The 22,440-nt window shown below is 63.0% G+C and carries 25 protein-coding genes; 10 read left to right on the top strand and 15 right to left on the bottom strand.

What is annotated here, in order from left to right; all coding sequences use genetic code 11:
* Positions 1–56: 56 nt before the first annotated feature.
* Together dxs and AC09SL_RS27105 are read left to right on the top strand one after the other, a co-directional pair.
* Positions 57–1,955 carry a 1-deoxy-D-xylulose-5-phosphate synthase gene (dxs, locus tag AC09SL_RS27110; RefSeq protein ID WP_058546820.1) on the top strand — a complete coding sequence of 633 codons (1,899 nt, stop codon included), beginning with the start codon at positions 57–59 and terminating at the stop codon, positions 1,953–1,955.
* A 144-nt stretch (positions 1,956–2,099) separates the two neighbouring features.
* Positions 2,100–3,980: a TonB-dependent receptor domain-containing protein gene (locus tag AC09SL_RS27105; protein ID WP_058546819.1), complete on the top strand. Its 1,881-nt coding sequence runs from the start codon at positions 2,100–2,102 to the stop codon at positions 3,978–3,980.
* Between the two features lie 140 nt (positions 3,981–4,120).
* Here the strand turns inward: AC09SL_RS27105 and AC09SL_RS27100 are convergent, their stop codons facing one another.
* From AC09SL_RS27100 to nrdR, 12 genes are all read right to left on the bottom strand, one after another.
* Positions 4,121–4,906 (bottom strand): helical backbone metal receptor, encoded by a 786-nt coding sequence (locus AC09SL_RS27100; RefSeq protein WP_058546818.1) that lies wholly within the window; start codon positions 4,904–4,906, stop codon positions 4,121–4,123.
* A complete protein-coding gene (locus tag AC09SL_RS27095; RefSeq protein WP_058546817.1) occupies positions 4,906–5,325 on the bottom strand; it encodes a hypothetical protein in 420 nt (139 codons plus the stop codon). The genes AC09SL_RS27100 and AC09SL_RS27095 overlap by 1 nt, the downstream gene beginning before the upstream one ends.
* Positions 5,322–5,939, bottom strand: coding sequence for a GTP cyclohydrolase II (gene ribA / locus AC09SL_RS27090; RefSeq protein WP_003206015.1), 618 nt, complete (start codon positions 5,937–5,939; stop codon positions 5,322–5,324). Before ribA ends, AC09SL_RS27095 begins: the two co-directional genes overlap by 4 nt.
* A gap of 109 nt (positions 5,940–6,048) precedes the next feature.
* Positions 6,049–6,807 (bottom strand): substrate-binding periplasmic protein, encoded by a 759-nt coding sequence (locus AC09SL_RS27085; protein ID WP_058546816.1) that lies wholly within the window; start codon positions 6,805–6,807, stop codon positions 6,049–6,051.
* A gap of 11 nt (positions 6,808–6,818) precedes the next feature.
* Positions 6,819–7,322, bottom strand: coding sequence for a phosphatidylglycerophosphatase A family protein (locus AC09SL_RS27080; RefSeq protein WP_058546815.1), 504 nt, complete (start codon positions 7,320–7,322; stop codon positions 6,819–6,821).
* Positions 7,319–8,284 (bottom strand): thiamine-phosphate kinase, encoded by a 966-nt coding sequence (gene thiL / locus AC09SL_RS27075; protein ID WP_058546814.1) that lies wholly within the window; start codon positions 8,282–8,284, stop codon positions 7,319–7,321. Before thiL ends, AC09SL_RS27080 begins: the two co-directional genes overlap by 4 nt.
* 18 nt (positions 8,285–8,302) lie before the next feature.
* Positions 8,303–8,803 carry a transcription antitermination factor NusB gene (nusB, locus tag AC09SL_RS27070; RefSeq protein WP_003185935.1) on the bottom strand — a complete coding sequence of 167 codons (501 nt, stop codon included), beginning with the start codon at positions 8,801–8,803 and terminating at the stop codon, positions 8,303–8,305.
* Positions 8,800–9,276 carry a 6,7-dimethyl-8-ribityllumazine synthase gene (gene ribH / locus AC09SL_RS27065; protein ID WP_003206025.1) on the bottom strand — a complete coding sequence of 159 codons (477 nt, stop codon included), beginning with the start codon at positions 9,274–9,276 and terminating at the stop codon, positions 8,800–8,802. The genes nusB and ribH overlap by 4 nt, the downstream gene beginning before the upstream one ends.
* A 245-nt stretch (positions 9,277–9,521) precedes the next feature.
* Positions 9,522–10,613: a bifunctional 3,4-dihydroxy-2-butanone-4-phosphate synthase/GTP cyclohydrolase II gene (gene ribBA / locus AC09SL_RS27060; RefSeq protein WP_063324168.1), complete on the bottom strand. Its 1,092-nt coding sequence runs from the start codon at positions 10,611–10,613 to the stop codon at positions 9,522–9,524.
* 16 nt (positions 10,614–10,629) lie between these two features.
* The gene (locus tag AC09SL_RS27055; RefSeq protein WP_014340443.1) at positions 10,630–11,307 is read right to left on the bottom strand and encodes a riboflavin synthase; all 678 of its coding nucleotides are present in this window, start codon (positions 11,305–11,307) and stop codon (positions 10,630–10,632) included.
* A gap of 46 nt (positions 11,308–11,353) precedes the next feature.
* Entirely contained in the window at positions 11,354–12,487 is a 1,134-nt protein-coding gene (ribD, locus tag AC09SL_RS27050; RefSeq protein WP_058544952.1) for a bifunctional diaminohydroxyphosphoribosylaminopyrimidine deaminase/5-amino-6-(5-phosphoribosylamino)uracil reductase RibD, read from the bottom strand.
* Positions 12,484–12,948: a transcriptional regulator NrdR gene (gene nrdR / locus AC09SL_RS27045; RefSeq protein ID WP_058544954.1), complete on the bottom strand. Its 465-nt coding sequence runs from the start codon at positions 12,946–12,948 to the stop codon at positions 12,484–12,486. Before nrdR ends, ribD begins: the two co-directional genes overlap by 4 nt.
* Before the next feature lie 127 nt (positions 12,949–13,075).
* Between nrdR and AC09SL_RS27040 the strand changes: the two genes are divergently transcribed.
* From AC09SL_RS27040 to trxA, 3 genes are all read left to right on the top strand, one after another.
* Positions 13,076–13,540 carry a YbaY family lipoprotein gene (locus AC09SL_RS27040; protein WP_058544951.1) on the top strand — a complete coding sequence of 155 codons (465 nt, stop codon included), beginning with the start codon at positions 13,076–13,078 and terminating at the stop codon, positions 13,538–13,540.
* Positions 13,537–14,190, top strand: coding sequence for a class I SAM-dependent methyltransferase (locus AC09SL_RS27035; protein ID WP_058544950.1), 654 nt, complete (start codon positions 13,537–13,539; stop codon positions 14,188–14,190). Before AC09SL_RS27040 ends, AC09SL_RS27035 begins: the two co-directional genes overlap by 4 nt.
* 186 nt (positions 14,191–14,376) lie before the next feature.
* Complete coding sequence (gene trxA / locus AC09SL_RS27030; RefSeq protein WP_058544949.1) at positions 14,377–15,249, top strand: thioredoxin; 873 nt, start codon at positions 14,377–14,379, stop codon at positions 15,247–15,249.
* Positions 15,250–15,365: 116 nt separating this feature from the next.
* On the opposite strand, the gene AC09SL_RS27025 is transcribed toward trxA, so the two are convergent.
* A complete protein-coding gene (locus tag AC09SL_RS27025; protein ID WP_058544948.1) occupies positions 15,366–15,716 on the bottom strand; it encodes a hypothetical protein in 351 nt (116 codons plus the stop codon).
* 120 nt (positions 15,717–15,836) lie between these two features.
* On the opposite strand from AC09SL_RS27025, the gene AC09SL_RS27020 reads away from it, so the two are divergent.
* The 5 genes from AC09SL_RS27020 (at position 15,837) to AC09SL_RS27000 (ending at position 20,057) form a co-directional block, all read left to right on the top strand.
* Positions 15,837–16,433: a DUF2796 domain-containing protein gene (locus AC09SL_RS27020; RefSeq protein WP_058544947.1), complete on the top strand. Its 597-nt coding sequence runs from the start codon at positions 15,837–15,839 to the stop codon at positions 16,431–16,433.
* Positions 16,434–16,593: 160 nt separating this feature from the next.
* Positions 16,594–17,304, top strand: coding sequence for an ABC transporter ATP-binding protein (locus AC09SL_RS27015; protein WP_053187667.1), 711 nt, complete (start codon positions 16,594–16,596; stop codon positions 17,302–17,304).
* Position 17,305: 1 nt separating this feature from the next.
* Positions 17,306–18,571: an ABC transporter permease gene (locus AC09SL_RS27010; protein WP_058544946.1), complete on the top strand. Its 1,266-nt coding sequence runs from the start codon at positions 17,306–17,308 to the stop codon at positions 18,569–18,571.
* Positions 18,572–18,582: 11 nt separating this feature from the next.
* The gene (locus AC09SL_RS27005) at positions 18,583–19,101 is read left to right on the top strand and encodes a DUF3299 domain-containing protein (RefSeq protein WP_058544945.1); all 519 of its coding nucleotides are present in this window, start codon (positions 18,583–18,585) and stop codon (positions 19,099–19,101) included.
* Positions 19,102–19,358: 257 nt separating this feature from the next.
* Entirely contained in the window at positions 19,359–20,057 is a 699-nt protein-coding gene (locus AC09SL_RS27000) for an OmpW/AlkL family protein (RefSeq protein WP_064107111.1), read from the top strand.
* A gap of 258 nt (positions 20,058–20,315) precedes the next feature.
* On the opposite strand, the gene AC09SL_RS26995 is transcribed toward AC09SL_RS27000, so the two are convergent.
* Together AC09SL_RS26995 and AC09SL_RS26990 are read right to left on the bottom strand one after the other, a co-directional pair.
* Entirely contained in the window at positions 20,316–21,245 is a 930-nt protein-coding gene (locus AC09SL_RS26995) for an NAD-dependent epimerase/dehydratase family protein (RefSeq protein WP_058543351.1), read from the bottom strand.
* Positions 21,238–22,122, bottom strand: coding sequence for a sugar nucleotide-binding protein (locus tag AC09SL_RS26990; RefSeq protein ID WP_058543350.1), 885 nt, complete (start codon positions 22,120–22,122; stop codon positions 21,238–21,240). Before AC09SL_RS26990 ends, AC09SL_RS26995 begins: the two co-directional genes overlap by 8 nt.
* Positions 22,123–22,440 lie beyond the last annotated feature (318 nt).

Genomic DNA, 22,440 nt, shown 5'->3' with positions numbered 1-22,440 from the left:
CTTGCGATCCATAAGGTAAACTGCCGCCTCTTTCTATACCTATAACGATTCGCCTGATGCCCACGACGTTTCAAGAGATTCCCCGCAAGCGCCCGACCACGCCCCTGCTGGACCGCGCCAACACGCCGGACGGCCTGCGTCGCCTGGGTGAAGCCGAGCTGGAAACCCTGGCCGATGAGTTGCGCCTGGAACTGCTCTACACGGTCGGCCAGACCGGTGGGCACTTCGGTGCAGGCCTGGGCGTCATCGAGCTGACGATCGCGTTGCATTACGTGTTCGACACTCCGGACGACCGGCTGGTGTGGGACGTCGGGCACCAGGCCTACCCGCACAAGATCCTCACCGGTCGTCGCGAGCGCATGGGCACGCTGCGCCAGAAGGACGGTATCGCCGCCTTCCCGCGCCGCTCCGAGAGCGAATACGACACCTTTGGCGTCGGCCACTCCAGCACCTCCATCAGCGCCGCCCTGGGCATGGCGATTGCCGCTCGCCTGCAAAACAGCGAGCGCAAGGCCATTGCCGTGATCGGCGACGGCGCATTGACCGCGGGCATGGCCTTCGAGGCGCTGAACCACGCGCCGGAAGTCAACGCCAACATGCTGGTGATCCTCAACGACAACGACATGTCGATCTCGCGCAATGTCGGCGGGTTGTCCAACTATCTGGCAAAGATCCTCTCCAGCCGTACCTACGCCAGCATGCGCGAAGGCAGCAAGAAAGTGCTGTCGCGCCTGCCCGGCGCCTGGGAAATCGCCCGCCGCACCGAAGAATACGCCAAGGGCATGCTGGTCCCCGGCACGCTGTTCGAAGAGCTGGGCTGGAACTACATCGGCCCCATCGACGGCCACGACCTGCCCACCCTGATCGCCACCCTGCGCAACATGCGCGACCTCAAGGGCCCCCAGTTCCTACACGTGGTCACCAAGAAGGGCAAAGGCTTCGCCCCGGCGGAAGTCGACCCGATCGGCTACCACGCCATCACCAAGCTCGAACCCCTGGACGCTCCGGCGGCCGCGCCGAAAAAGGCCGGCGGACCGAAGTATTCCGGCGTGTTCGGCCAATGGTTGTGCGACATGGCCGCCGCCGACCCGCGCCTGGTGGGTATCACCCCGGCGATGAAGGAAGGCTCGGACCTCGTGGCTTTCAGCGAACGCTACCCGCAGCGCTATTTCGACGTGGCGATTGCCGAGCAGCACGCCGTGACCCTCGCCGCCGGCATGGCCTGTGAAGGCGCAAAACCGGTGGTGGCGATCTATTCGACGTTCCTGCAACGGGCCTACGACCAACTGATTCATGACGTCGCGGTACAGAACCTCGACGTGCTGTTCGCCATCGACCGCGCCGGTCTGGTGGGCGAAGACGGCCCGACCCACGCTGGCAGCTTCGACCTGTCGTTCCTGCGCTGCATCCCCGGCATGCTGGTGATGACCCCGAGCGATGAAAACGAGCTGCGCAAGATGCTCACCACCGGCCACCTGTTCAATGGTCCGGCGGCAGTACGCTACCCGCGTGGCACCGGCCCGAACGCAACGATCACGACCGACCTCGAACCGATCGAGATCGGCAAGGGCGTGATCCGCCGCCAGGGCAAGCAAACCGCCCTGCTGGTGTTCGGCGTGCAACTGGCCCAAGCCCTGAAAGTCGCCGAGATTCTGGACGCCACCGTGGTGGATATGCGCTTCGTCAAACCCCTGGACGAAGCCCTGGTGCGCGAGATGGCCGGCAGCCATGACCTGCTGGTAACGGTCGAGGAAAACGCCATCATGGGCGGTGCCGGCACTGCGGTCAGCGAATTCCTGGCGCGGGAAAACATCCTCAAGTCCGTGCTCCACCTGGGCCTGCCAGACATCTATGTCGAACACGCCAAGCCGGCGCAGATGCTGGCCGAATGCGGGCTGGACGAGGCGGGGATCGAAGCGGCGGTGCGTCAGCGGTTGCAGTTGTTGGGGCTGTAAGTTCAGACAACACAAGCCCCTGTGGGAGCGAGCTTGCTCGCGATAACGGTAGATCCGTCAATATTCCATTGGCTGACACACTGCTATCGCGAGCAAGCTCGCCCACACACTGGTTATGTGTGAATCAAGCATGATTGGAACCCCATGAAACTCCGCCTCGCCCTCACGCTCTCCCTGCTCCCCACCCCCGATTTGCTGGCCGACACCTTCGAGCGCGACCAGGCGCTGAAGCTGCCCGACATCGTGATCAGCGCCAACCGCCAGGTCGAGGCCCGCAACGACAGCAGTGCCGCCAATACCGTGTTCACCCGCGACGACATCGATCGCTTGCAGCCGGCCAGCGTCACTGACTTGCTCAGCCGCGTGCCAGGCGTGCAAGTGGCACCGCTGGGTGGGCGCGGCAGCCTGCCGGGGATTTACATTCGCGGCACCAAATCGGCCCAGAGCCTGGTACTGGTGGACGGCCAGCGCGTCGGCAACGCCACCTCCGGTGACAGCAACCTGCAACGCCTGAACATCAACCAGATCGAGCGAGTGGAAGTGCTGCGCGGTTCGCGTTCGGTGATCTACGGTGCCGATGCGGTGGGTGGGGTGATCCAGATTTTCACCCGCCGCGGCAACGAGCAAGGCCTGCAACCGCGCCTGCATGTGGGCGTCGGCAGCCACCAGACCTGGGAACGCAGCCTGGGCCTGTCCGGTGGCGACGAGCAGACCCGCTTCGCCCTCGGCGCCAGCCTCGACGAGAGCGCCGGAAGCAATCGGACCCACGAGTCCTACGCCAGCGACCGCGACGACGATGCCAACCGCAACCAGTCCTTGAGCTTGAGCCTGAGCCATGCGGCCAGCGATGATCTGGAAGTCGGCCTGAACCTGCTGGATAACCGCGGCAAAAGCGAATACGACAACCCGTTCGGCCGCTTCGACCCGACCACCTTCCAATCCCTGCCCCAACAACCCTACAGCGAGTTTGCGGTGAGCAGCTTCAGCACCTATGTGGACGGGCGAATCAACGATGCCTGGAAATCACGCCTGGAACTGGGCCACAGCGAGAACCGTGAAAAGACCTTCGACAAGCTCAGCGACGTCCGGGAAGTGTTCAACACCTACCGCGACTCCGTAACCTGGCAGAACGACGTGACGCTGGACGCTCGCAACAGCCTGATCGTCGGCGGCGACTGGTATCAGGACCGGGTCAACAGCAGCACGCCGTTCGACGAAGACAGCCGCTGGAACCGTGCCGCGTTCATCCAGCACCGCTTCCAGGCCGAAACCTTCTCCACCGAACTGGGCCTGCGTCGCGACCAGAACCAACAGTTCGGCGGCCAGAACAGTTGGAGCGGCACGCTCACCCTGCCGATCAACCCGGACAATGACCTGTTGCTGACCTACAGCGAAAGCTTCCGCGCGCCGACCTTCAACGATCTGTACTACCCGAACTACAGCAACCCTGACCTGAAACCCGAGACGGCGAAAAGCTACGAGCTGCAATGGCGCAGCCAACTGAGCGACAGCGCCCGCCTGGAGACCTCGCTGTACCGCACGGACCTGGAAGACGCGATCATCTTTGGCAGCAACTCACGCCCGCAGAACGTTGCCTCGGCGCGGATCAACGGTTTTGAGATGGCCTACCTGCAGGATGTGTTCGGCTGGCAGGGCAACCTGGCCCTGGCCATCATCGACCCGCGCGACCGCGACAGCGGCCACACCCTGGCCCGCCGCGCCCGACGGACCTTGAGCCTGGACCTGGACCGGCAATTCGACCGCCTGGGCCTGGGCGCCACCTGGCAAGCGGTGAGCAGCAGCTACGACGACGAAAACAACCGCAATGCCCTGGGCGGCTATGCCCTGCTCGGGTTGCGCGGCAGTTGGGCACTGACCCGGGAAGTGAAGCTGGAGATGAAGGTGGATAACCTGCTGGACAAGGGCTACAGCCGGGCGCTTTATAGCCATGATGGAAGCCAGTATGGGTATCGTGAAGAAGGTCGGGCCTGGCTGTTTGGGGTGACCTGGACTCCGTCTCTCTGATCCAGAACCTGTAGTGCCCGGACGGGCCTCTTCGCGAGCAAGCTCGCTCCCACAGTTGATCTTCAGTGGCCACAGGTTTTTGTGTTCACAACAGAATCCCATGTGGGAGCGAGCTTGCTCGCGATTGCAGGCGCTGCGGTCTATCTGTCTGGCGCAATCAATTCGCACAGCCGAGCCGTCGCCTCAATCATCTGCCCACTGGGCCGCTCCAGCCCCTTGTCATTGACCAGCAACAACCGCCCCTGGGCCACCGGCCATTTTTTCCAGGCATCGAGCTGCGCCTGCTCCGTGGCCAGGATCATCTGCGGTTGGCGCTGCAACACCGATTCCACACTCACCTGCGGAGCCGGCAGGGCCTGATCGGCAAAGACATTGCGGGCCCCGCACACCGACAGCGCATCACTGATGATCTGCCCGCCTCCGACGGTATACAACGGCCGGTCCCAGACTTGATAGAACACCAACAACGGCGCGTCCCGTCGATAACGCTGACGTAGCGCTTCAACCTGCAGGCGCAACTCGGCCGCCCGCTGCACGCCCCGCTCCGGGCGTCCGAGTTGTGCGGCAATATCTTGGATTTGCGTGACGAGTTGGTCGAGGCTGTGGGGCTCGGCAACGTACATCGGGATTTTCAGCGCCTTGAGCTGCTCGCGCTGGGCCGGGCCGACACTGCCAGGCCAGAGCAGGAGCAGGTCGGGCTTGAGGCTGAGCAAACGCTCCACGTCCAGTTGGCCGTAACGCCCGACGGAAGGCAGGTCTTTAAGGATAGGCGGACGATCACCGCCATCCAGCACGCCCACCAGCAGGTCGGCGGAGTCCAGTTCAACGACGATTTCCGACAGTGATGGCGCGAGGCTGACGACCCGCGAAGCCGCCATCGTCGAGGCGCTGGCGGCCAGCAGCAAGACCGCCAGCCAGCGGTTCATCAGCCGAGTTGGCGCGGGATGCGGTACAGATAGAACAACACGGCAGTGGACAAGGCCAGCAGCATCAACGGCACCGCTTCCAAGCCAACGAACACCGCAAGGGCACCGACCCAGGCTGGTAGCCCGGCCACCAGGAAGGCGGCGCGACGACGGGCCGCCAGGTAAATCCAAGCCTGGGGCTCTTCGCGCGTGTCGAGGGCTTTCTGGGTGGCGATCAGAGCTTCCCTGTACGGCCCGAAGAATCGCAGGCTGACAAACATCGACGCCATGCCGGCAATGAACAACGGCATCTCCAGCACCGGCAGAATCGCTTCGCCCTGGCCGAACACCGCGTTGATCATGAACAGTGGCAGCAAGGCCAGGGCCAGGTATTTCCACCAACTGACGGACAGCCGCCGCCGGACTTGATCGCGCGTCATGCCCGGTCAACCTCGCCTTGGTGCTCGTTACCCATCATGTGGTCGAGCTTGCTGGCCTTGGTCGCCAGGTAGAGTTTGTTGTGGGGGTTGTGACCGGTGTGCAGCGGCACACGCTCGGCCACCACGATGCCCATGTCGGTCAATGCCTTGACCTTGCGTGGATTGTTGGTCATCAGCCGCAGGGACTTGATGCCCAGATGTTCGAGCATCGGCAGGCAAATGCTGTAGTCACGCAGGTCGGCCGCAAAGCCCAGGCGTTCATTGGCCTCCACGGTATCGGCGCCGCCATCTTGCAGTTCATAGGCACGGATCTTGTTCAACAAGCCGATGCCACGTCCTTCCTGGCGCAGGTACAGCAACACACCACGGCCTTCACGGGCGATGGCCTGCAATGCGGCCTCGAGTTGCGAACCGCAATCGCAGCGTTGGCTGAACAGGGCGTCGCCGGTCAGGCATTCGGAATGCAGGCGGCCCAACACCGGAGAACCGTCGGTAAAATCACCCAGGCTCAGCACGACGTGCTCACGGCCGGTGGCCTCATCGAGAAAACCATGCATGGTGAATTGCGCAAAGGGCGTTGGCAGCTTGGAAGCGGCAACAAAAACGACAGGCACCGGTGTGCTCCTGATCTAGTACTGGAGATTCGCAGAGGCAGGCATTGTAACAGCACGTTCCTATAGACGCTTAGGCTGAATTATCGCTGATGATCATCGATAAATCTGATCACGGCTTCGGTGGCTTGCCGTGCTCGTCGAAAGGATAGGGTTGCTTCCAGCGTTCGAAAATCGGCTTCAACTCGCCACTCTTCACCAGCACTTCCATGCGTCGATCGAACAATGCACGCAATGCACGCCCATTTTCGTTGTTGGCGAAGCCCAGGTACAGCGGCAAATTGGTCAGCGGCGAGAGCTTGAATTGCTGGGGATTGTCGGCCTTGGCGAGCACATCCTGGATTTCCATCAACGCATCGACATAAAAATCGGCGCGATCATGGGCCAGCATCGGCAAGATGCCCATGGCGCGGTGAATCTCGTTGAAACGCCGGATGTTGGGCAGGTAGTTGTTGTATTCGTACCCGCGCATCCACACCAATCGATAGTTGCCAATCGTCGCCAGCGTCGGTGACGGCTTGGAGGCCAACCCCAGGGCATAGATGTGATCGACATCGTAGTGCCACTGTGGGTACAGCAACCCTTCGGTTTCATCGCGATAGGCGCCGACCTGGGCATCCATTTCCCCACGTTGCACCAACCCGATCGAGCGGGTGTAGGGCACGCTGCGGATCTCCAGCTTGACGCCTTCCGGCTCGAACACCGCACGCAAGATGTCCCAGCCCATGCCCTGGCCATCGGCCTGGGTATAACCTGCCCACTCCTCGCTGGCCGCACGGATCTTGTCAGGCAGCGGGGTCGACTCGGTCGCCCTCGCCCCTACACAAGCTCCTAAACACAGCAACAGCAGTAGTGCGCGGCTTACGCCCATGCCTGACTCCCTCAGGTGAAACACCACACCAATCCTTGCATTGCCAGCCAGGCGAAAACCCCGGCCAACACATCATCGAGCATGATACCGACGCCTCCGTGCACATGCCGGTCGATCCAGCGGATCGGCCACGGCTTGAGGATATCGAAAAAACGGAACATCAAAAAACCCGCCAGCAACCAATACCAACCTTCCGGTACCAGCCACAAGGTGATCCACATGCCGACCATTTCGTCCCAGACGATGCCTTCATGATCGTGCACCCGAAGGTCGTCAGCCACTTTGCCACACAGCCAGAAACCAAACAGCATGGTGATGCCCAGCATCAGCCAGTAGCCCCAGTCCGGCAACATCTGCCACAACGGTATGAAGGGTAGCGCAACCAACGAGCCCCAGGTGCCCGGGGCTTTAGGCAAAGTGCCCGAACCGAAGCCAAATGCCAGGAAATGCCAGGGATTGCGCCAGACCGAAGGCGGAACGAACTCTGCCGGGACCTGGTTGGGATGATCTGTCACGGTGTCTCCCGAAAATGTTGATAGCCCCGCACTCGCGGGGTGATGTCGTGCCCGACGCTGTCAACCAGCGTGACGCCTTGCCCGGCCAATACGCTGCCGATCACGTGAACCGGCCAAGGTTCAACCTGCAGCGCCGACAATCGGCTCGGTGGCACGGCGAACAACAGCACGTAATCGTCACCGCCGCTCAGGGCGACCTGCTCGGCATCCGCCCGGCCAAGAAACGCTACCAGAGCGTTGGACAACGGCAGTCGGTCCCGTTCAACCTGTAATGCCACGCCGGACGCCAGGGCGATATGCCCGCAATCGGCCAGCAGGCCATCGGAGATATCCATCGCCGCACTGGCCTTGCCCCGCAACGCCAGGCCCAGGTCGATCTGCGGACGTGGCGACCAGTAATGGGCCAGCAAAGGCTCGGCAATCACCGGTTCGGCGCTGCGCTGGCCGAGCACCAGCGGCAATGCGCCGGCGGCATTGCCCAGCTCGCCGCCGACACACAGCAGGTCGCCGGGGCGTGCGCCGCTACGGACCAGGGCCTGGCCGGACGGCACGTGGCCGAACACCGTCATGGTCAGGCTCAGTGGTCCACGCGTGGTATCGCCGCCCACCAGCGCCACGCCGCAGGCCTGGGCCATCTGGTTCAAACCGCGGGCATAGGCTTGCAGCCAATCGGTGGTCACCGTCGGCAAGGTCAGGGCAAGGGTAAAGGCGAAAGGCTTGGCGCCCATGGCAGCCAGGTCGCTGACCGCCACGGCCAGCGAGCGCTGGCCGAGCAGGAACGGGTCGCAAGGGTCTGGAAAATGCACACCGACCACAAGCGTGTCGGTGGACACCGCCAGTTGTTCCCCGGGAGGAACGGCCAGCAAGGCGCAGTCGTCGCCGATCCCCAGCGCAACGCCCTCGCCGCCCTGCGCGCAAGGCGCGGCGGCGAAGTAGTTACGGATCAGCTCGAACTCACCCATGCGGATATCAAGCGCTGACTAGCGCTTGAACGCCTTCACTTCAGCTTCACGCAGGCGCGGGGCGAGCTTGTCGAGCACACCGTTGACGAACTTGTGGCCATCGGTGGAGCCGAAGACTTTCGCCAGCTCGATCCCTTCGTTGATCACTACCCGGTACGGCACGTCGACACGCTTGAGCAGTTCCCAGGTGGACAGGCGCAGCACCGCCAGTTCAACCGGGTCCAGTTCTTCGATGGTCAGGTCCAGGCAAGGCGTGAGCGCAGTATCGATTTCGGTCTTGAACTGCGGGACCCCGTGCAGGATCTCGCGGAAGTAAGCACCGTCCACATCACTGAAATCGTTGTCGACCCGAAACTGCGCTTCGATCTCGTTCAGCGACTGCTTGGCCATGTGCCATTGATACAGCGCCTGGGTCGCAAGCTGACGGGCTTCGCGACGCTTGACGCTCTTCGACGGCTTGCCGGCATCCGCAGGCTTTGGATCGCGCGGGTTGAAACGATCGCTTTCGTCGCTAATCACTTGGCCTCCAACTGCGCCAGCAGGCTGACCATTTCCAGGGCGGACAGGGCAGCTTCGGCACCTTTGTTGCCGGCCTTGGTGCCGGAACGCTCGATGGCTTGCTCGATGGAATCAACGGTCAGTACGCCGAAAGCGACCGGCACGCCGAATTCCATGGACACTTGGGCCAGGCCCTTGGTGCATTCGCCGGCCACGTATTCGAAGTGCGGAGTACCGCCACGAATGACCGCGCCCAGGGCGATGATCGCCGCATATTCGCCCTTTTGAGCGACTTTCTGCGCAACCAGCGGAATTTCGAAGGCGCCAGGGGCACGGATGATGGTGATGTCGCTTTCGCTCACGCCATGGCGAACCAGGGCATCGACCGCACCGCCAACCAGGCTCTCGACCACGAAACTGTTGAAACGGCCCACTACCAGAGCGTAGCGGCCTTTGGGGGCGATGAAGGTACCTTCGATGGTCTTCAGGGTCATTCGTCAGATCTCTTAAAGAGCCGGAGCGCGTTCTATAACGCGCTCCTCAGTGATATTAGCCACGAATACAGGGCCGTGGATCCCGCCATCTCGTTCACTTGCACATCTTTTGTGGCGAGGGGATTTATCCCCGTAGGGCTGCGAAGCAGCCCCTTTTTGGGACTGCTGCGCAGTCCAGCGGGGATAAATCCCCTCGCCACAATAATCCGACAAGGCTGAACAACAATGCCGAAATCTCCGGGCCATTATTCGGAGGGCACGTATTCTACAACTTCCAGATCGAAACCGGATATCGCATTAAATTTCATCGGTGCGCTCATCAGGCGCATTTTACGCACGCCCAGGTCACGAAGGATCTGCGAACCGGCGCCGACAATGCTGTAGGTGGTCGGTTTTTTCACCGCCGCCTGATCGGCGGTTTCGCGGATGTGCGCCAGCAGCACGTCGCCATCGAGCGGGTGCCCGAGCAGCAGCACCACGCCGCTGCCGGCCTCGGCCACCGCCGCCATGGCGGCCCGCAGGCTCCAACGGCCGGGCTGCTTGACCATCAACAGGTCGCGCAGTGGGTCCATGTTGTGCACGCGCACCAGGGTCGGCTCTTCGGCGCACACGGTGCCCAGCGTCAGCGCCATGTGCACGTCGCCTTCCACCGAGTCGCGGTAGGTCACCAGGTTGAACTGGCCCAGTTCGCTGTCCAGCGGCTGCTCGGCAATCCGCTGAACGGTACGTTCGTGGATCATCCGGTAGTGGATCAGGTCGGCGATGGTGCCGATCTTGATGTTGTGTTCGGCGGCGAAGGTTTCCAGTTCCGCACGACGGGACATGGTGCCGTCGTCGTTCATCACTTCGCAGATCACGCCGCTGGGTTCGAAGCCTGCCATGCGCGCCAGGTCGCATGCCGCTTCGGTGTGGCCGGCGCGGGCCAGGGTGCCGCCAGCCTGGGCCATCAGCGGGAAGATGTGGCCGGGGCTGACGATGTCTTCGGCCTTGGCGTCTTTCGCGGCGGCGGCCTGTACGGTGCGCGCACGGTCAGCAGCGGAGATCCCGGTGGTCACGCCTTCGGCGGCCTCGATGGACACGGTGAACTTGGTGCCGAAGCCCGAGCCGTTGCGCGGCGCCATCAGCGGCAGCTTCAGCAGCTCGCAGCGCTCGCGGGTCATCGGCATGCAGATCAGGCCGCGGGCATGCTTGGCCATGAAGTTGATGTGTTCGGCCTTGCAGCACTCGGCGGCCATGATCAGGTCGCCTTCGTTCTCGCGGTCTTCGTCATCCATGAGGATGACCATCTTGCCTTGGCGGATGTCTTCAACCAGTTCTTCGATGCTATTGAGCGCCACGCGGCACCCCCTTGGGTCAGGATTTGAGGTAGCCGTTGGCGGCCAGAAAACTTTCAGTGATGTTACCCGCCCGCCGTTGTGAAGAGTCAGACTCTGCGGCCTTGTCTCCCATAAGCAGGCGCTCCAGGTAACGGGCCAGCAAGTCGACTTCCAGGTTGACCCGGCGCCCAGGCCGGTACGAAGCCATGATGGTTTCGCTCAACGTGTGGGGAATGATTGTCAGCAGGAATTCGGCGCCATCCACCGCGTTGACCGTCAGGCTGGTGCCGTCGACGGTGATCGAGCCTTTGTGGGCGATGTACTTGGCCAGTTCCTTCGGCGCGCGGATGCGAAACTCCACGGCCCGGGCGTTATCGGTGCGCGAGACCACTTCGCCGACGCCGTCCACGTGACCGCTGACCAGGTGCCCGCCCAGGCGAGTGGTGGGGGTCAGGGCTTTTTCCAGGTTGACCGGGCTGCCGCTCTTGAGGTCGTTCATGGCCGTGCAGTCGAGGGTTTCGCGGCTGACGTCCGCCAGGAAACCGTTGCCCGGTAATTCGACGGCGGTCAGGCACACGCCGTTGACCGCGATGCTGTCGCCCAACTTGACGTCGCTCAGGTCGAGCTTGCCGGTTTCGACGTAGACCCGCACATCGCCGCCCTTGGGGGTGAGTGCACGGATGCTGCCGATGGATTCGATGATGCCGGTGAACATGGAGTCCTCCTCGAGAACGGGCCGCCGCTTGAGCGAAAGCCGGGAATTATACGCTCGCCTGCGCGACGGGAACGGCGATGACTCGCCAGTCATCGCCCACGGCGCGGATTTCGGTGATTTTCAGCTGCGGGGCGTCTTTCATCTGCGCCAGCGGCCAGTCCAGCAGGGGCCGCGCGGAAGATCCGAGGAACTTGCCGGCGATGAAAATCTGGAATTCGTCCACCAGCCCTTGCCGGGCAAAAGCCCCCGCCAGGCGCGGACCGGCTTCCACCAGCACCTCGTTGACGCCACGGCCCGCCAGCTCCACCAGCAGGCGATGCAGATCGACCTGGCCGTCATCGCCCGCCACGATCATGCACTCGGGACCGTTGGCGTATTGTTCTTCCACCGCCATGCAGGTAGCGACCAACGCCGGGCCGGCCTTGAAAAAAGCAGCATCCAGCGGCACTCGCAGGCGCCCGTCCACCAGTACCCGCAGCGGCGGACGGCTCATGACCAACGCGGTCTGCTCGGCGTCGAGCCCCAGTTCATCGGCGCGCACGGTCAGCCGGGCGTTGTCGGCCAGCACCGTATCGGCACCGGTCAGCACCACACTGGCCTGGGCGCGCAGGCGTTGCACCGCCGAGCGTGCCGCCGGGCCGGTGATCCACTGGCTTTCGCCGCTTTGCATGGCGGTGCGGCCATCGAGGCTCATGGCGAGTTTGACCCGCACGAACGGCAGGCCCTGCTCCATGCGTTTGAGAAAACCTTCATTGAGCTTGCGTGCTTCACCTTCCAGCACGCCGCTTTCGGTGACGATGCCAGCCTGGGCCAGCCGTTGCAGGCCGCGCCCGGCGACTTCCGGGTTGGGGTCCTGCATGGCCGCGACCACCCGCGCCACGCCGGCGTTGACCAGCGCATCGGCACACGGCGGCGTACGCCCGTGATGGCTGCACGGCTCGAGCGTCACGTAGGCCGTGGCACCGCGGGCCTGTTCGCCAGCGGCGCGCAGGGCATGGACTTCGGCATGGGGCTCGCCGGCGCGAATGTGCCAGCCTTCGCCGACAATCTGCCCGGCACGCACGATCACGCAACCGACCCGGGGATTGGGGTGGGTGGTGTAGTGACCGCGCCGCGCCAACTCCAGGGCACGGGCCATGTAGTGGGCGTCGAGGATGGCCTGCTGCGCCGAGGCGGTCATTTTTTCACCGGTTCGCGGGCCAGCCGGTCGATTTCTTCGCGGAACTCGTTCAGGTCCTGGAAGCGCCGGTACACCGAGGCGAAACGGATGTAGGCGACTTCATCGAGCTTCTGCAGCTCGGCCATCACCAACTCACCGACCACCAGGGACTTGACCTCGCGCTCGCCGGTCGCCCGCAGCTTGTGCTTGATGTGCACCAGCGCCGCTTCCAGGCGCTCGACGCTCACCGGGCGTTTTTCCAGGGCGCGCTGCATGCCGGCGCGCAGTTTTTCTTCGTCGAACGGCTGGCGGCTGCCGTCGGTTTTGATCAGGCGCGGCAACACCAGTTCAGCGGTCTCGAACGTCGTGAAACGTTCGCCGCAAGCCAGGCATTCGCGGCGGCGGCGGACTTGTTCGCCCTCGGCGACCAGTCGCGAGTCGATGACCTTGGTGTCGTTGGCACCGCAGAATGGACAGTGCATGGTGGCAGGCAACAAAAAAAGGGAGGGCCATGGTAGCGCATCCCACTGGCAAGACAAGCCATAGGGTTTACGGTATACAGACGGGCTTACCGTCAGATCCATGGAATTCACCTTGCTGGAGCCACACATGCCGCTACGATCACTCGTTTTGCTCAGTCTTTTCAGCCTGCTGATGGCGTGCAGCAGCGACGCACCCAAGCCTGCCGCGCCCGCACCGGCCCCGGCGCCGAAACAGGCCCAGGAAAAAGCCCGCCAGGCGGCCGAGCTGGGGCCGCTGCCGGCGTATCAGCGCGAATTGAGCGGCACCTTGCAAGGCGTGCCGGTCGGCGCCGAGGTCGAATTGGCGCTGCTGGTGATCGATGACAAGGACCGTCCGCAACAGCTGCTCGCCAGTTCCAGCCTGATCGGCACCAACCAGACCCTGCCCTTCCGCCTGCGTTTCAACCCCGAAGCCTTTCCGGTTGGTGCGCGGGTGGAACTGCGTGGCCGCGCCAGCCAGTCGGGCCAGTTGATCCTGCATCTGCCGGAGCAACGCATCAGCCAACCGACCACCCAGGCATTAGGCGCCCTGCAATTCGTCAAAGCGCCATGAGTGCACCGCAGGACCTGCAACGGGCGTTGAGTGAATTGCTCGGCGACGCGCGCCTGGTGGCCTGCCCGCTACCTGGCGCTGACTTGCAGTTGTGGCTGATCGACGGCGACAACATGGACCGCGCCTTCAGCCCGGAAGAAACCCGCCGCATTCTCCACGAGCCGCCCTATTGGAGCTTCTGCTGGGCCAGCGGCTTGGCGATGGCACGCTACCTGGCCGAACAGCCGCAGTGGGTGGAGGGCAAGCGAGTCTTGGATTTTGGCGCCGGTTCCGGCGTGGCGGGCATCGCCGCGGCCAAGGCCGGGGCGCTGGAAGTGGTGGCCTGCGACCTGGACTCGTTGGCGATTGCCGCGTGCCGGGCCAATGCCGCGCTCAATGGCGTGGAGCTGGGTTATTCGACGGATTTTTTCGCCGAGGCTGATCGTTTCGACTTGATCCTGGTCGCCGACGTGCTCTACGACCGGGCCAACCTGCCGCTGCTCGATCAATTCCTCAGCCGTGGCCGCGAGGCGTTGGTGGCCGACTCCCGGGTGCGGGATTTCCAGCATCCGCTGTACCGACGCATCGAAATGCTCCAGGCCATGACCTTGCCGGACCTGGCCGAGCCGGAGGAGTTTCGGCATGTGAGCCTGTACCACGCGCGGCGTTAGTCTTAAAAAGCATCGCGAGCAAGCTCGCTCCCACAGGGGTCGCATGAACACTTGAGATCTCTTGTGGGAGCGAGCTTGCTCGCGATGAGGTCCTATCAATCAATACGCCTCTCACGGCCTCCCGGCTTTCAGCCCACCCCCACCAAGCCGTATAGTTGCCCCATTCAAGCGCTCTACGAGATTGCCATGACTCAGGAAACGCCCTACATCTTCGACGCCACCACCGCCGATTTCGACCAGTCGGTGATCGCCAACTCTTTCCACAAACCGGTGCTGGTGGATTTCTGGGCCGAGTGGTGCGCGCCGTGCAAGGCGCTGATGCCGATGCTGCAAACCATTGCCGAGAGCTATCAAGGCGAACTGCTGCTGGCCAAGGTCAACTGCGACATCGAGCAGGACATTGTCGCCCGCTTCGGCATTCGCAGCCTGCCGACGGTGGTGCTGTTCAAGGACGGCCAACCCGTCGACGGCTTTGCCGGTGCCCAGCCGGAATCGGCGGTGCGCACGATGCTCGAACCCCATGTGCAGATGCCGCCTCCGGCCGCGGCCGACCCATTCGAACAGGCCCAGGCGCTGTTCGACGACGGTCGTTTCGCCGACGCCGAAGCCGTGCTCACGGTGTTGCTGGGAGAAGACAACACCAACGCCAAGGCCCTGATCCTGTATGCCCGCTGCCTGACGGAGCGCGGTGAACTGGACGAAGCGCAGACCGTGCTCGACGCGGTGAAAAGCGACGAACACAAGGCTGCCCTCGCCGGCGCCAAGGCGCAGATCCAGTTCCTCGGCCTGGCCAAGCACCTGCCGGACGCCGCCGAGCTCAAGGCGCGCCTGGCAAAAGACCCGCAGGACGATGAAGCGGTGTACCAACTGGCGATCCAGCAACTGGCGCGCCAGCAGTACGAAGCGGCCCTCGATGCACTGCTCAAATTGTTCGTGCGTAACCGCAGCTACAACGAAGGCCTACCCCACAAGACCTTGCTGCAAGTGTTCGAACTGCTGGGCAACGACCATCCACTGGTGACGACTTATCGTCGCAAGCTGTTCGCAGCGTTGTACTGACGCCCCCCGGAGCTGTCGAGCGAAGCGAAGCTGCGATCTTTTGATCTTTCGCTTGAGATTCAAGCGCCAGGGTAAAGATCGCAGCCTCGCTTCGCTCGACAGCTCCTACACAGTTCCTACGGGGTTGCGTGCCAGCTGTAGAGCGGTGTATCGGCGCCGCTGATGACTTTTACATCCGGGCTATGGCGCAAGCGCACCAACAGGCGCTTGCCCGCCGAGGCGCTGCCGGTCAGGCCTTCGAGCTGTTCCAGCAGGTCCGGGCCGCTCAGTTGCCCGGCCTTGCGCAGCAGTTCCTTGGCGATCTGCCACTGGGCATCATCGGGGTTCACCGGCTTGGCCGCCGGTGCCGCCACGCCCTCGGACTTGGCCACTTGCAACTGCGCGCCGAGCTGTGCCCAGTCGCCCTCATCCATTTCGATCGACAAGTCCACCGGCCAATCGCCGACGGTTCCGCGTATCCGCAACATCATCGTGCTCCTGAAAATTTCATGTACGCATGCTCCCATGGCCCTTGCGCGACGCCAAGCAGACGGTCAAACTCTCCGCACTTTCGTTATAAGATTACATAACCTTTTCGGAGACTCGTCATGCGTCGTCTGCTTCTCGCTTTGCCGTTCGCCCTGCTGCCATTGGCTGTCGCTCATGCGGCGGTCGAGCATGATCATGACCACGAGCACGAGCACGAGCACGGCAGCCTCGGCGCCCATGAACACGGTGTGGCTCGATTGAACGCTGCCCTGGACGGCCAGACCCTGGAGCTGGAACTGGAAAGCCCGGCGATGAACCTGGTGGGCTTCGAACATGCCGCCACCAGCGATGCCGACAAGGCCAAGGTCGCCGCCGTGCGCGCGCAGTTGGACAAGCCACTGGCGTTGTTCGACCTGCCGGCCGCCGCCAAATGCACCGTTGCCCAACAGGAACTGGAAAGCCCGTTGTTCGGCGATGAACCGGACCACGATGACCATGACGAAGACGCCGACAGCGACGAGCACCACGGCGAGCACAGTGAAATCCATGCCCACTACCAATTCACCTGCGCCGCCCCGGGTGCACTGAAGAACCTGGACCTGGCGACCCTGTTCAAAACGTTCCCGGCCACCCAGAAAATTCAGGTACAACTGATCAGCCCTAGCGGCCAGCAAGGCGTGGAAGTGACGGCCAAGGCGCCAGCCCTGAAATTCTGATTCACTGCAAAACCCAACGTGGGAACAAGCCTGGTGGGAGCAAAGCTTGCTCGCGATAGCGGTCCGACAGTCAACATACAAGTTGAATGTGGTGATCTCATCGTGAGCAAGCTCAGCTCCCACAGGTGTTCCACTGGTTCCACTATTTGAAGCGGCAAACATGACCCAAGCTCTCATCGAACTGTCCGACCTGGGCTTCAGTTGGCCCGGACATCCGCCGTTGCTGGATATTCCTGCGTTTCGCCTGGAGGCCGGTGAGACGCTGTTTCTCAAAGGCCCGAGCGGCAGCGGCAAAACCACCTTGTTGGGGCTGCTGGGCGGTGTGCAGACGCCGGATCGCGGCAGCATCCGTCTGCTCGGCCAGGAACTCACCGAACTGGGCGCCGGCAGCCGCGACCGCTTTCGCGTCGACCACACCGGCTATATCTTCCAGCAGTTCAACCTGCTGCCGTTTCTCTCGGTGCGCGAGAACGTCGAACTGCCCTGTCACTTTTCCAAGCTGCGTGCGCAACGGGCCATCCAGCGCCACGGCAGCGTCGATCAAGCCGCCGCCACGCTGCTGGCCCACTTGGGGCTGACCGATCCGAACCTGCTGGAGCGGCGCGCCGACTCGTTGTCCATCGGCCAGCAACAACGGGTCGCCGCCGCCCGTGCACTGATCGGCCAACCGGAACTGGTGATCGCCGACGAACCGACCTCGGCCTTGGACTACGACGCCCGGGAAAACTTCCTGCGGCTGTTGTTCGCTGAATGCCGCGAGGCCGGGTCGAGCCTGTTGTTCGTCAGCCACGACCAGAGCCTGGCACCGCTGTTCGACCGCAACCTGTCGCTGGCCGATCTCAATCGCGCCGCCACGCCACTCGAGGTCTGAGATGTATTTGTTCCGTCTAGCCATGGCCAGCCTGGCGAACCGCCGCTTCACCGCGATCCTCACCGCGTTTGCCATCGCCCTTTCTGTTTGTTTGTTGCTGGCAGTGGAGCGGGTACGCACCGAGGCGCGAGCCAGTTTCGCCAGCACCATCAGCGGCACCGACCTGATCGTCGGCGCCCGCTCAGGCTCCGTGAACCTGCTGCTGTATTCGGTGTTTCGCATCGGCAACGCCACCAACAACATCCGCTGGGACAGCTTCGAACACTTCGCCAGCAACCCGAAAGTGAAGTGGGCGATCCCCATGTCCCTCGGCGACTCCCACCGTGGTTATCGGGTGATGGGCACCACCGAGGCCTACTTCGAGCACTATCAGTACGGCCGCAAGCAACACCTGGAACTGGCCGATGGCCGGGCGTTCGCCACCGATCCGTTCGAAGTGGTGCTCGGTGCCGAAGTGGCCGAGGCGCTGCACTACAAACTCGGCGACAAACTGGTGCTGGCCCACGGCGTGGCGACGATCAGCCTGGTCAAGCACGACGACAAGCCCTTCACCGTGGTCGGGATTCTCAAGCGCACCGGCACCCCAGTGGACCGCACGCTGCACATCAGCCTCGGTGGCATGGAGGCGATCCACATTGACTGGAAAAACGGCGTACCGGCCCAGGGCAATGGCCGCATCAGCGCCGACCAGGCCCGCAACATGGACCTTACACCCCAGGCGATCACCGCGTTCATGCTCGGTCTCAACAGCAAGATTTCCACCTTTGCCTTGCAACGCGAGATCAACGAGTTCCGTGGCGAGCCGTTGCTGGCCATCCTGCCCGGCGTGGCGCTGCAGGAATTGTGGAGCCTGATGGGCACGGCGGAAAAAGCCTTGTTCGTGATTTCGCTGTTCGTGGTGCTCACCGGGCTGATCGGCATGCTCACGGCGATCCTCACCAGCCTCAATGAACGCCGCCGGGAAATGGCGATCCTGCGCTCGGTGGGCGCGCGGCCGTGGCACATCGCGACCTTGCTGGTACTCGAGGCCTTTGCCCTGGCACTGGCCGGGGTGATCGCCGGACTAGCGTTGCTGTACATCGGCATCGCCGCCGCCCAGGGTTATGTGCAGTCGGCCTACGGCTTGTACCTGCCGCTGAGTTGGCCGAGCGAGTATGAATGGACGCTGCTGGCTGGCATCCTGGTGGCCGCCCTGCTGATGGGCAGCGTGCCGGCCTGGCGCGCCTATCGCCAATCGTTGGCCGACGGCCTGTCGATCCGTCTATGAGGACCTTGAAGATGCCCCGCGCCCTGCTTGCGCTGTTGATGCTGGTCGCCCTGCCGCTGTGGGCGGCCGAGCCGAGGGACCTGGCCTGGTCGGAAATGATCCCGCCGGACGCGCCGCCGGAAGTGCCGAACATGACGCCGCTGCACGACTTGTCGAAAATGAGCGACGCCCTGGCCGCCGAGTCCGCGCCGGCGGCCAAGCAGGATTTGCCCAACGCCCCAGTGGTCAAGGCCCTCGACGGCCAGCAGATTCGCTTGCCGGGCTACATCGTGCCGCTGGAAGTCAGCGAGGAAGGTCGCACCACGGACTTCTTGCTGGTGCCGTATTTCGGCGCCTGCATCCACGTGCCACCACCGCCGTCCAACCAGATCGTGCATGTGAAAAGTGAAGTCGGGGTCAAGCTCGACGAGTTGTATCAACCGTACTGGGTCGAAGGGCCGATGCAGGTCAAGCCGTCCACCAGTGAACTGGCCGATGCCGGGTATCAGATGGAGGCCGAGAAGATCTATGTGTATGAGCTGCCGGAGTGAACCCGGTGGTGATGTGTTGTTTGTAGGATAGCTATCGCGAGCAAGCTCGCTCCCACAGTTGATCGTGTTTCAGAAGGAATGCGGTCGAATAATGTGGGAGCGGGCTTGCTCGCGATGGTTCCCTCAAATTTTCCCATCAGCGTTTTTATTGAGCTGAGTCAATTAAACACCCCCTGACTCATTGAGCTGCGTCAAAAGACCGGGCCAGACGGCTTCGTACCATGGGACATCAATTTTCGATGCCCTCTGGAGCCCTCATGAACAAGTCCTTGCTCAGCGCTTCCCTCGTTGCCCTCGCGCTCGCAGCCCCACTCGCCCAGGCCCACACGGCTGGCGACATCATCGTTCGCGCCGGTGCTATCACCGTCAACCCGGAAGCCGACAGTTCCAGTGTCAAGGTCGACCGTGGCCCACTGGCCGGCACCGACCTGGGCGGCAAGGCGACCATGAGCAGCGACACGCAGCTGGGCTTGAACTTCGCCTACATGATCACCAACAACCTGGGGATCGAACTGCTGGCGGCCTCGCCGTTCGAGCACGACGTGAAAATCAAAGGCACTGCCCTGGGCGCGGCCAACAACAAGCTTGGCACCCTCAAGCACCTGCCGCCGACCTTGAGCCTGGTCTACTACCCGCTCGACGCCAAGTCAGCGTTCCAGCCTTATGTCGGCGCCGGCATCAACTACACCTGGATCTATGACGAACACGTCGGCAGCGAAGCCAGCGCGAACGGCTTCAGCAACTTCCGGGCGAGCAACAGTTGGGGCATGGCGTGGCAAGTGGGCGCCGACTATATGTTGACCGACAACGTCATGATCAACGGTCAGATTCGCTACATCGACATCGACACCACCGCGTATGTGGACAACAACGCCGTGGCCGGTGGCACACGGGCCAAGGTGAATGTCGATGTGGACCCATGGATCTACATGGTGGGGTTGGGTTACAAGTTCTAAGCCTGCGCACCATCGCAAGTTGACAACACCCTGTGGCGAGGGGATTTAGCGAAACGTCGCACCACCCCGCTGACCGGAGCTGTCGAGTGAAGCGAGGCTGCGATCTTGTCCCAGACAATTGAGTCGCGAGCGAAAGATCAAAAGATCGCAGCCTTCGGCAGCTCCTACAGAGCCCAACGGGGACAAATCCCCTCGCCACGACGTTGTAGGCCGTGACAAAAAAGGCGCCTCGAAAGGCGCCTTTTTTGTGACTGAAACTCAGCGCCCCAGCAACCGCGCCAGCCCCACGCTCATCGGTGTTTGCTGTGGAAAACTGAAGCGCTGCAACAGCCGATGGTTGTCGGCCCGCGAATGGCGAATGTCGCCGGAACGCGCCGGGCCGTAGCTGATCGGCGGCAGGTCGCCCACCACCGCGGCCAGGGCCTGGAGCATTTGCTTGAGGGTCGTGGCCTGGTTCCAGCCGACGTTCACCGCGCCCACTTCCACCTCGGGCTTCTCGATGGCCTGCACCAGCAAATCCACCAAATCTTCGACGTAGACAAAATCCCGGGTCTGCTCGCCGTCGCCGAACACGGTGATTGGCAGGCCTTTCTGTGCCCGTTCGCTGAAGATGCTGATGACCCCGGAATACGGCGAGGACGGATCCTGGCGCGGACCGTAGATGTTGAAGAAACGGAATACCACCGGCTCCAGGTCGTGCTGGCGGCGATAGAAGTCGAGGTAGAACTCGCTGGCCAGCTTGTCCGAGGCATACGGCGTGAGCGGGGCCTTGGGGGTGTCTTCGTCGATGGACTGACCTTCGCCGTTGTTGCCGTAGACCGCCGCGCTGGAGGCGAACAGCACCCGTTTCACACCACTCTGGCGCATGGCTTCGCAGACATTCAGGGTGCCAATGAAATTGCTCTGGTGGGTGCGCACGGGGTCGTCCACCGAGGCTTGCACCGAGGCCACCGCCGCCAGGTGCGCCACGGCGCTGCAACCGGCCATGACCCGCGCCACCAGCGCGGCGTCGGCGACGTCGCCTTCGATCAGTTCGACCGCCGGGTTGTCCAGCGGCAGGTTGCTGCGCTTGCCGGTGGACAGGTCATCGAGGATGCGCACCGAGTGTCCCTTGGCGAGCAAGGCGTCGGTCAGGTGCGAACCAATGAAACCCGCGCCGCCGGTGATTAAAACAGGGCCTTCAGCCATGACGATAAAACCTATCCAGTAAGCCTGGGAGTGCCGCACGCCAGGCGCGGGGCTTGATCCCGAAAGTGTGAAGAATTTTCTTGCAGGCCAGCACCGCGTGCTGCGGTTCTTCCGCGGCGTCCGGTCGTGCGGCGTGGGCCTGGGGGGTGGGCGACTCGATGGCCAGCGGATGCAGCGCGCGGGCTTCGGTGAGGATCGCCTGGCCCAGCGCCAGCGGCGTAGTCGCCTCGTGGCCGGCGTAATGATAGGTGCCCCACAGCGGCGCCGCGCAATCGAGTTGCTTGAGCACCGAGATGATCACGCGGGCGGCATCGTCCACAGGCGTCGGATTACCGCGGCGGTCGTCGGCCAGCAACAGCTCTTCGGGCTGTTCGGCCCGGGCCAGGAAACGCCCGAGGATGCCATCGGTGCTGTCGTCCAGCAGCCAGCCGAACCGCAGCAGCACGTGTTGCGGGCAGGTGGCGCGCACGCTTTGCTCGATCCGCCACAGCGCCTGCCCCCGCACGCCCAGGGGCACGGGCTCGTCCTTCTCGCTGTAGGCCGTGGCGCGGGAGCCATCGAACACGCGATAGCTCGACGGTTGCAGCAAGATGATGTTGTGATGCTGGCACAGCTCGGCCAGGCGCTCGACAGCACGCTCCTGGCCGGCCAGGCGCTGCTCGCTGACGGCCTCGGCCTGGAACCAGTCGAAGTAATACGCCAGGTTGATCAAGGCGTCCGGGCGGGTGTCGTCGAGCAGTTGCGTCAGGCTCGCGGCATCCCAACCTTCTTCGGGCGGGCGGGGGGCAAGAAAACCGATGTCTTCTTCTGCACCGAGGCGAATCAGCGCCTGCCCAAGGGCATTTCCGCCGCCCAGTAACATAAGGCGCATTCGCATAAAGTCAGCAGGCCCAGTCTATTGGCACAAGAATTTGGTCGACAACGCCCGCGGGCGTTACCGGAATCGTTGCATTTTGCGGGTTTAGTGCGCAACCGTCATCCGTAAAGTGTGGATAGCCAGGTTTGAGCGTCTTACAAGGCTGATAGCGGACCTGTGGCGAGGGGATTTAGCGATACGTCGCACCGCCCCGCTGGCCGTAGGAGCTGTCGAGTGAAGCGAGGCTGCGATCTTGTCCCAGACAATTGAGTCGCGAGCCAAAGATCAAAAGATCGCAGCCTTCGGCAGCTCCTACAGAGCCCTACGGGGATAAATCCC

The sequence above is a fragment of the Pseudomonas sp. PF05 genome, assembly GCF_056521845.1.
The sequence above is the reverse complement of the archived record's forward strand: the minus strand, read 5'-3'. Positions and strand labels throughout refer to the sequence as shown.

Coding starts and splice junctions, on each gene's coding strand:
- AC09SL_RS27015 (WP_053187667.1), top strand. CDS start 16,594: ATGACCCAAGCTCTCATCGAACTGTCCGACCTGGGCTTCAGTTGGCCC.
- nrdR (WP_058544954.1), bottom strand. CDS start 12,948: ATGCACTGTCCATTCTGCGGTGCCAACGACACCAAGGTCATCGACTCG.
- AC09SL_RS27095 (WP_058546817.1), bottom strand. CDS start 5,325: ATGACGCGCGATCAAGTCCGGCGGCGGCTGTCCGTCAGTTGGTGGAAA.
- AC09SL_RS27100 (WP_058546818.1), bottom strand. CDS start 4,906: ATGAACCGCTGGCTGGCGGTCTTGCTGCTGGCCGCCAGCGCCTCGACG.
- thiL (WP_058546814.1), bottom strand. CDS start 8,284: ATGGGTGAGTTCGAGCTGATCCGTAACTACTTCGCCGCCGCGCCTTGC.
- AC09SL_RS27040 (WP_058544951.1), top strand. CDS start 13,076: ATGCCGCTACGATCACTCGTTTTGCTCAGTCTTTTCAGCCTGCTGATG.
- AC09SL_RS27005 (WP_058544945.1), top strand. CDS start 18,583: ATGCCCCGCGCCCTGCTTGCGCTGTTGATGCTGGTCGCCCTGCCGCTG.
- trxA (WP_058544949.1), top strand. CDS start 14,377: ATGACTCAGGAAACGCCCTACATCTTCGACGCCACCACCGCCGATTTC.
- AC09SL_RS27020 (WP_058544947.1), top strand. CDS start 15,837: ATGCGTCGTCTGCTTCTCGCTTTGCCGTTCGCCCTGCTGCCATTGGCT.
- AC09SL_RS27105 (WP_058546819.1), top strand. CDS start 2,100: ATGAAACTCCGCCTCGCCCTCACGCTCTCCCTGCTCCCCACCCCCGAT.
- AC09SL_RS27035 (WP_058544950.1), top strand. CDS start 13,537: ATGAGTGCACCGCAGGACCTGCAACGGGCGTTGAGTGAATTGCTCGGC.
- AC09SL_RS27055 (WP_014340443.1), bottom strand. CDS start 11,307: ATGTTCACCGGCATCATCGAATCCATCGGCAGCATCCGTGCACTCACC.
- dxs (WP_058546820.1), top strand. CDS start 57: ATGCCCACGACGTTTCAAGAGATTCCCCGCAAGCGCCCGACCACGCCC.
- AC09SL_RS27010 (WP_058544946.1), top strand. CDS start 17,306: ATGTATTTGTTCCGTCTAGCCATGGCCAGCCTGGCGAACCGCCGCTTC.
- AC09SL_RS27085 (WP_058546816.1), bottom strand. CDS start 6,807: ATGGGCGTAAGCCGCGCACTACTGCTGTTGCTGTGTTTAGGAGCTTGT.
- AC09SL_RS26995 (WP_058543351.1), bottom strand. CDS start 21,245: ATGGCTGAAGGCCCTGTTTTAATCACCGGCGGCGCGGGTTTCATTGGT.
- AC09SL_RS26990 (WP_058543350.1), bottom strand. CDS start 22,122: ATGCGAATGCGCCTTATGTTACTGGGCGGCGGAAATGCCCTTGGGCAG.
- ribD (WP_058544952.1), bottom strand. CDS start 12,487: ATGACCGCCTCGGCGCAGCAGGCCATCCTCGACGCCCACTACATGGCC.
- AC09SL_RS27025 (WP_058544948.1), bottom strand. CDS start 15,716: ATGTTGCGGATACGCGGAACCGTCGGCGATTGGCCGGTGGACTTGTCG.
- ribH (WP_003206025.1), bottom strand. CDS start 9,276: ATGACCCTGAAGACCATCGAAGGTACCTTCATCGCCCCCAAAGGCCGC.
- AC09SL_RS27000 (WP_064107111.1), top strand. CDS start 19,359: ATGAACAAGTCCTTGCTCAGCGCTTCCCTCGTTGCCCTCGCGCTCGCA.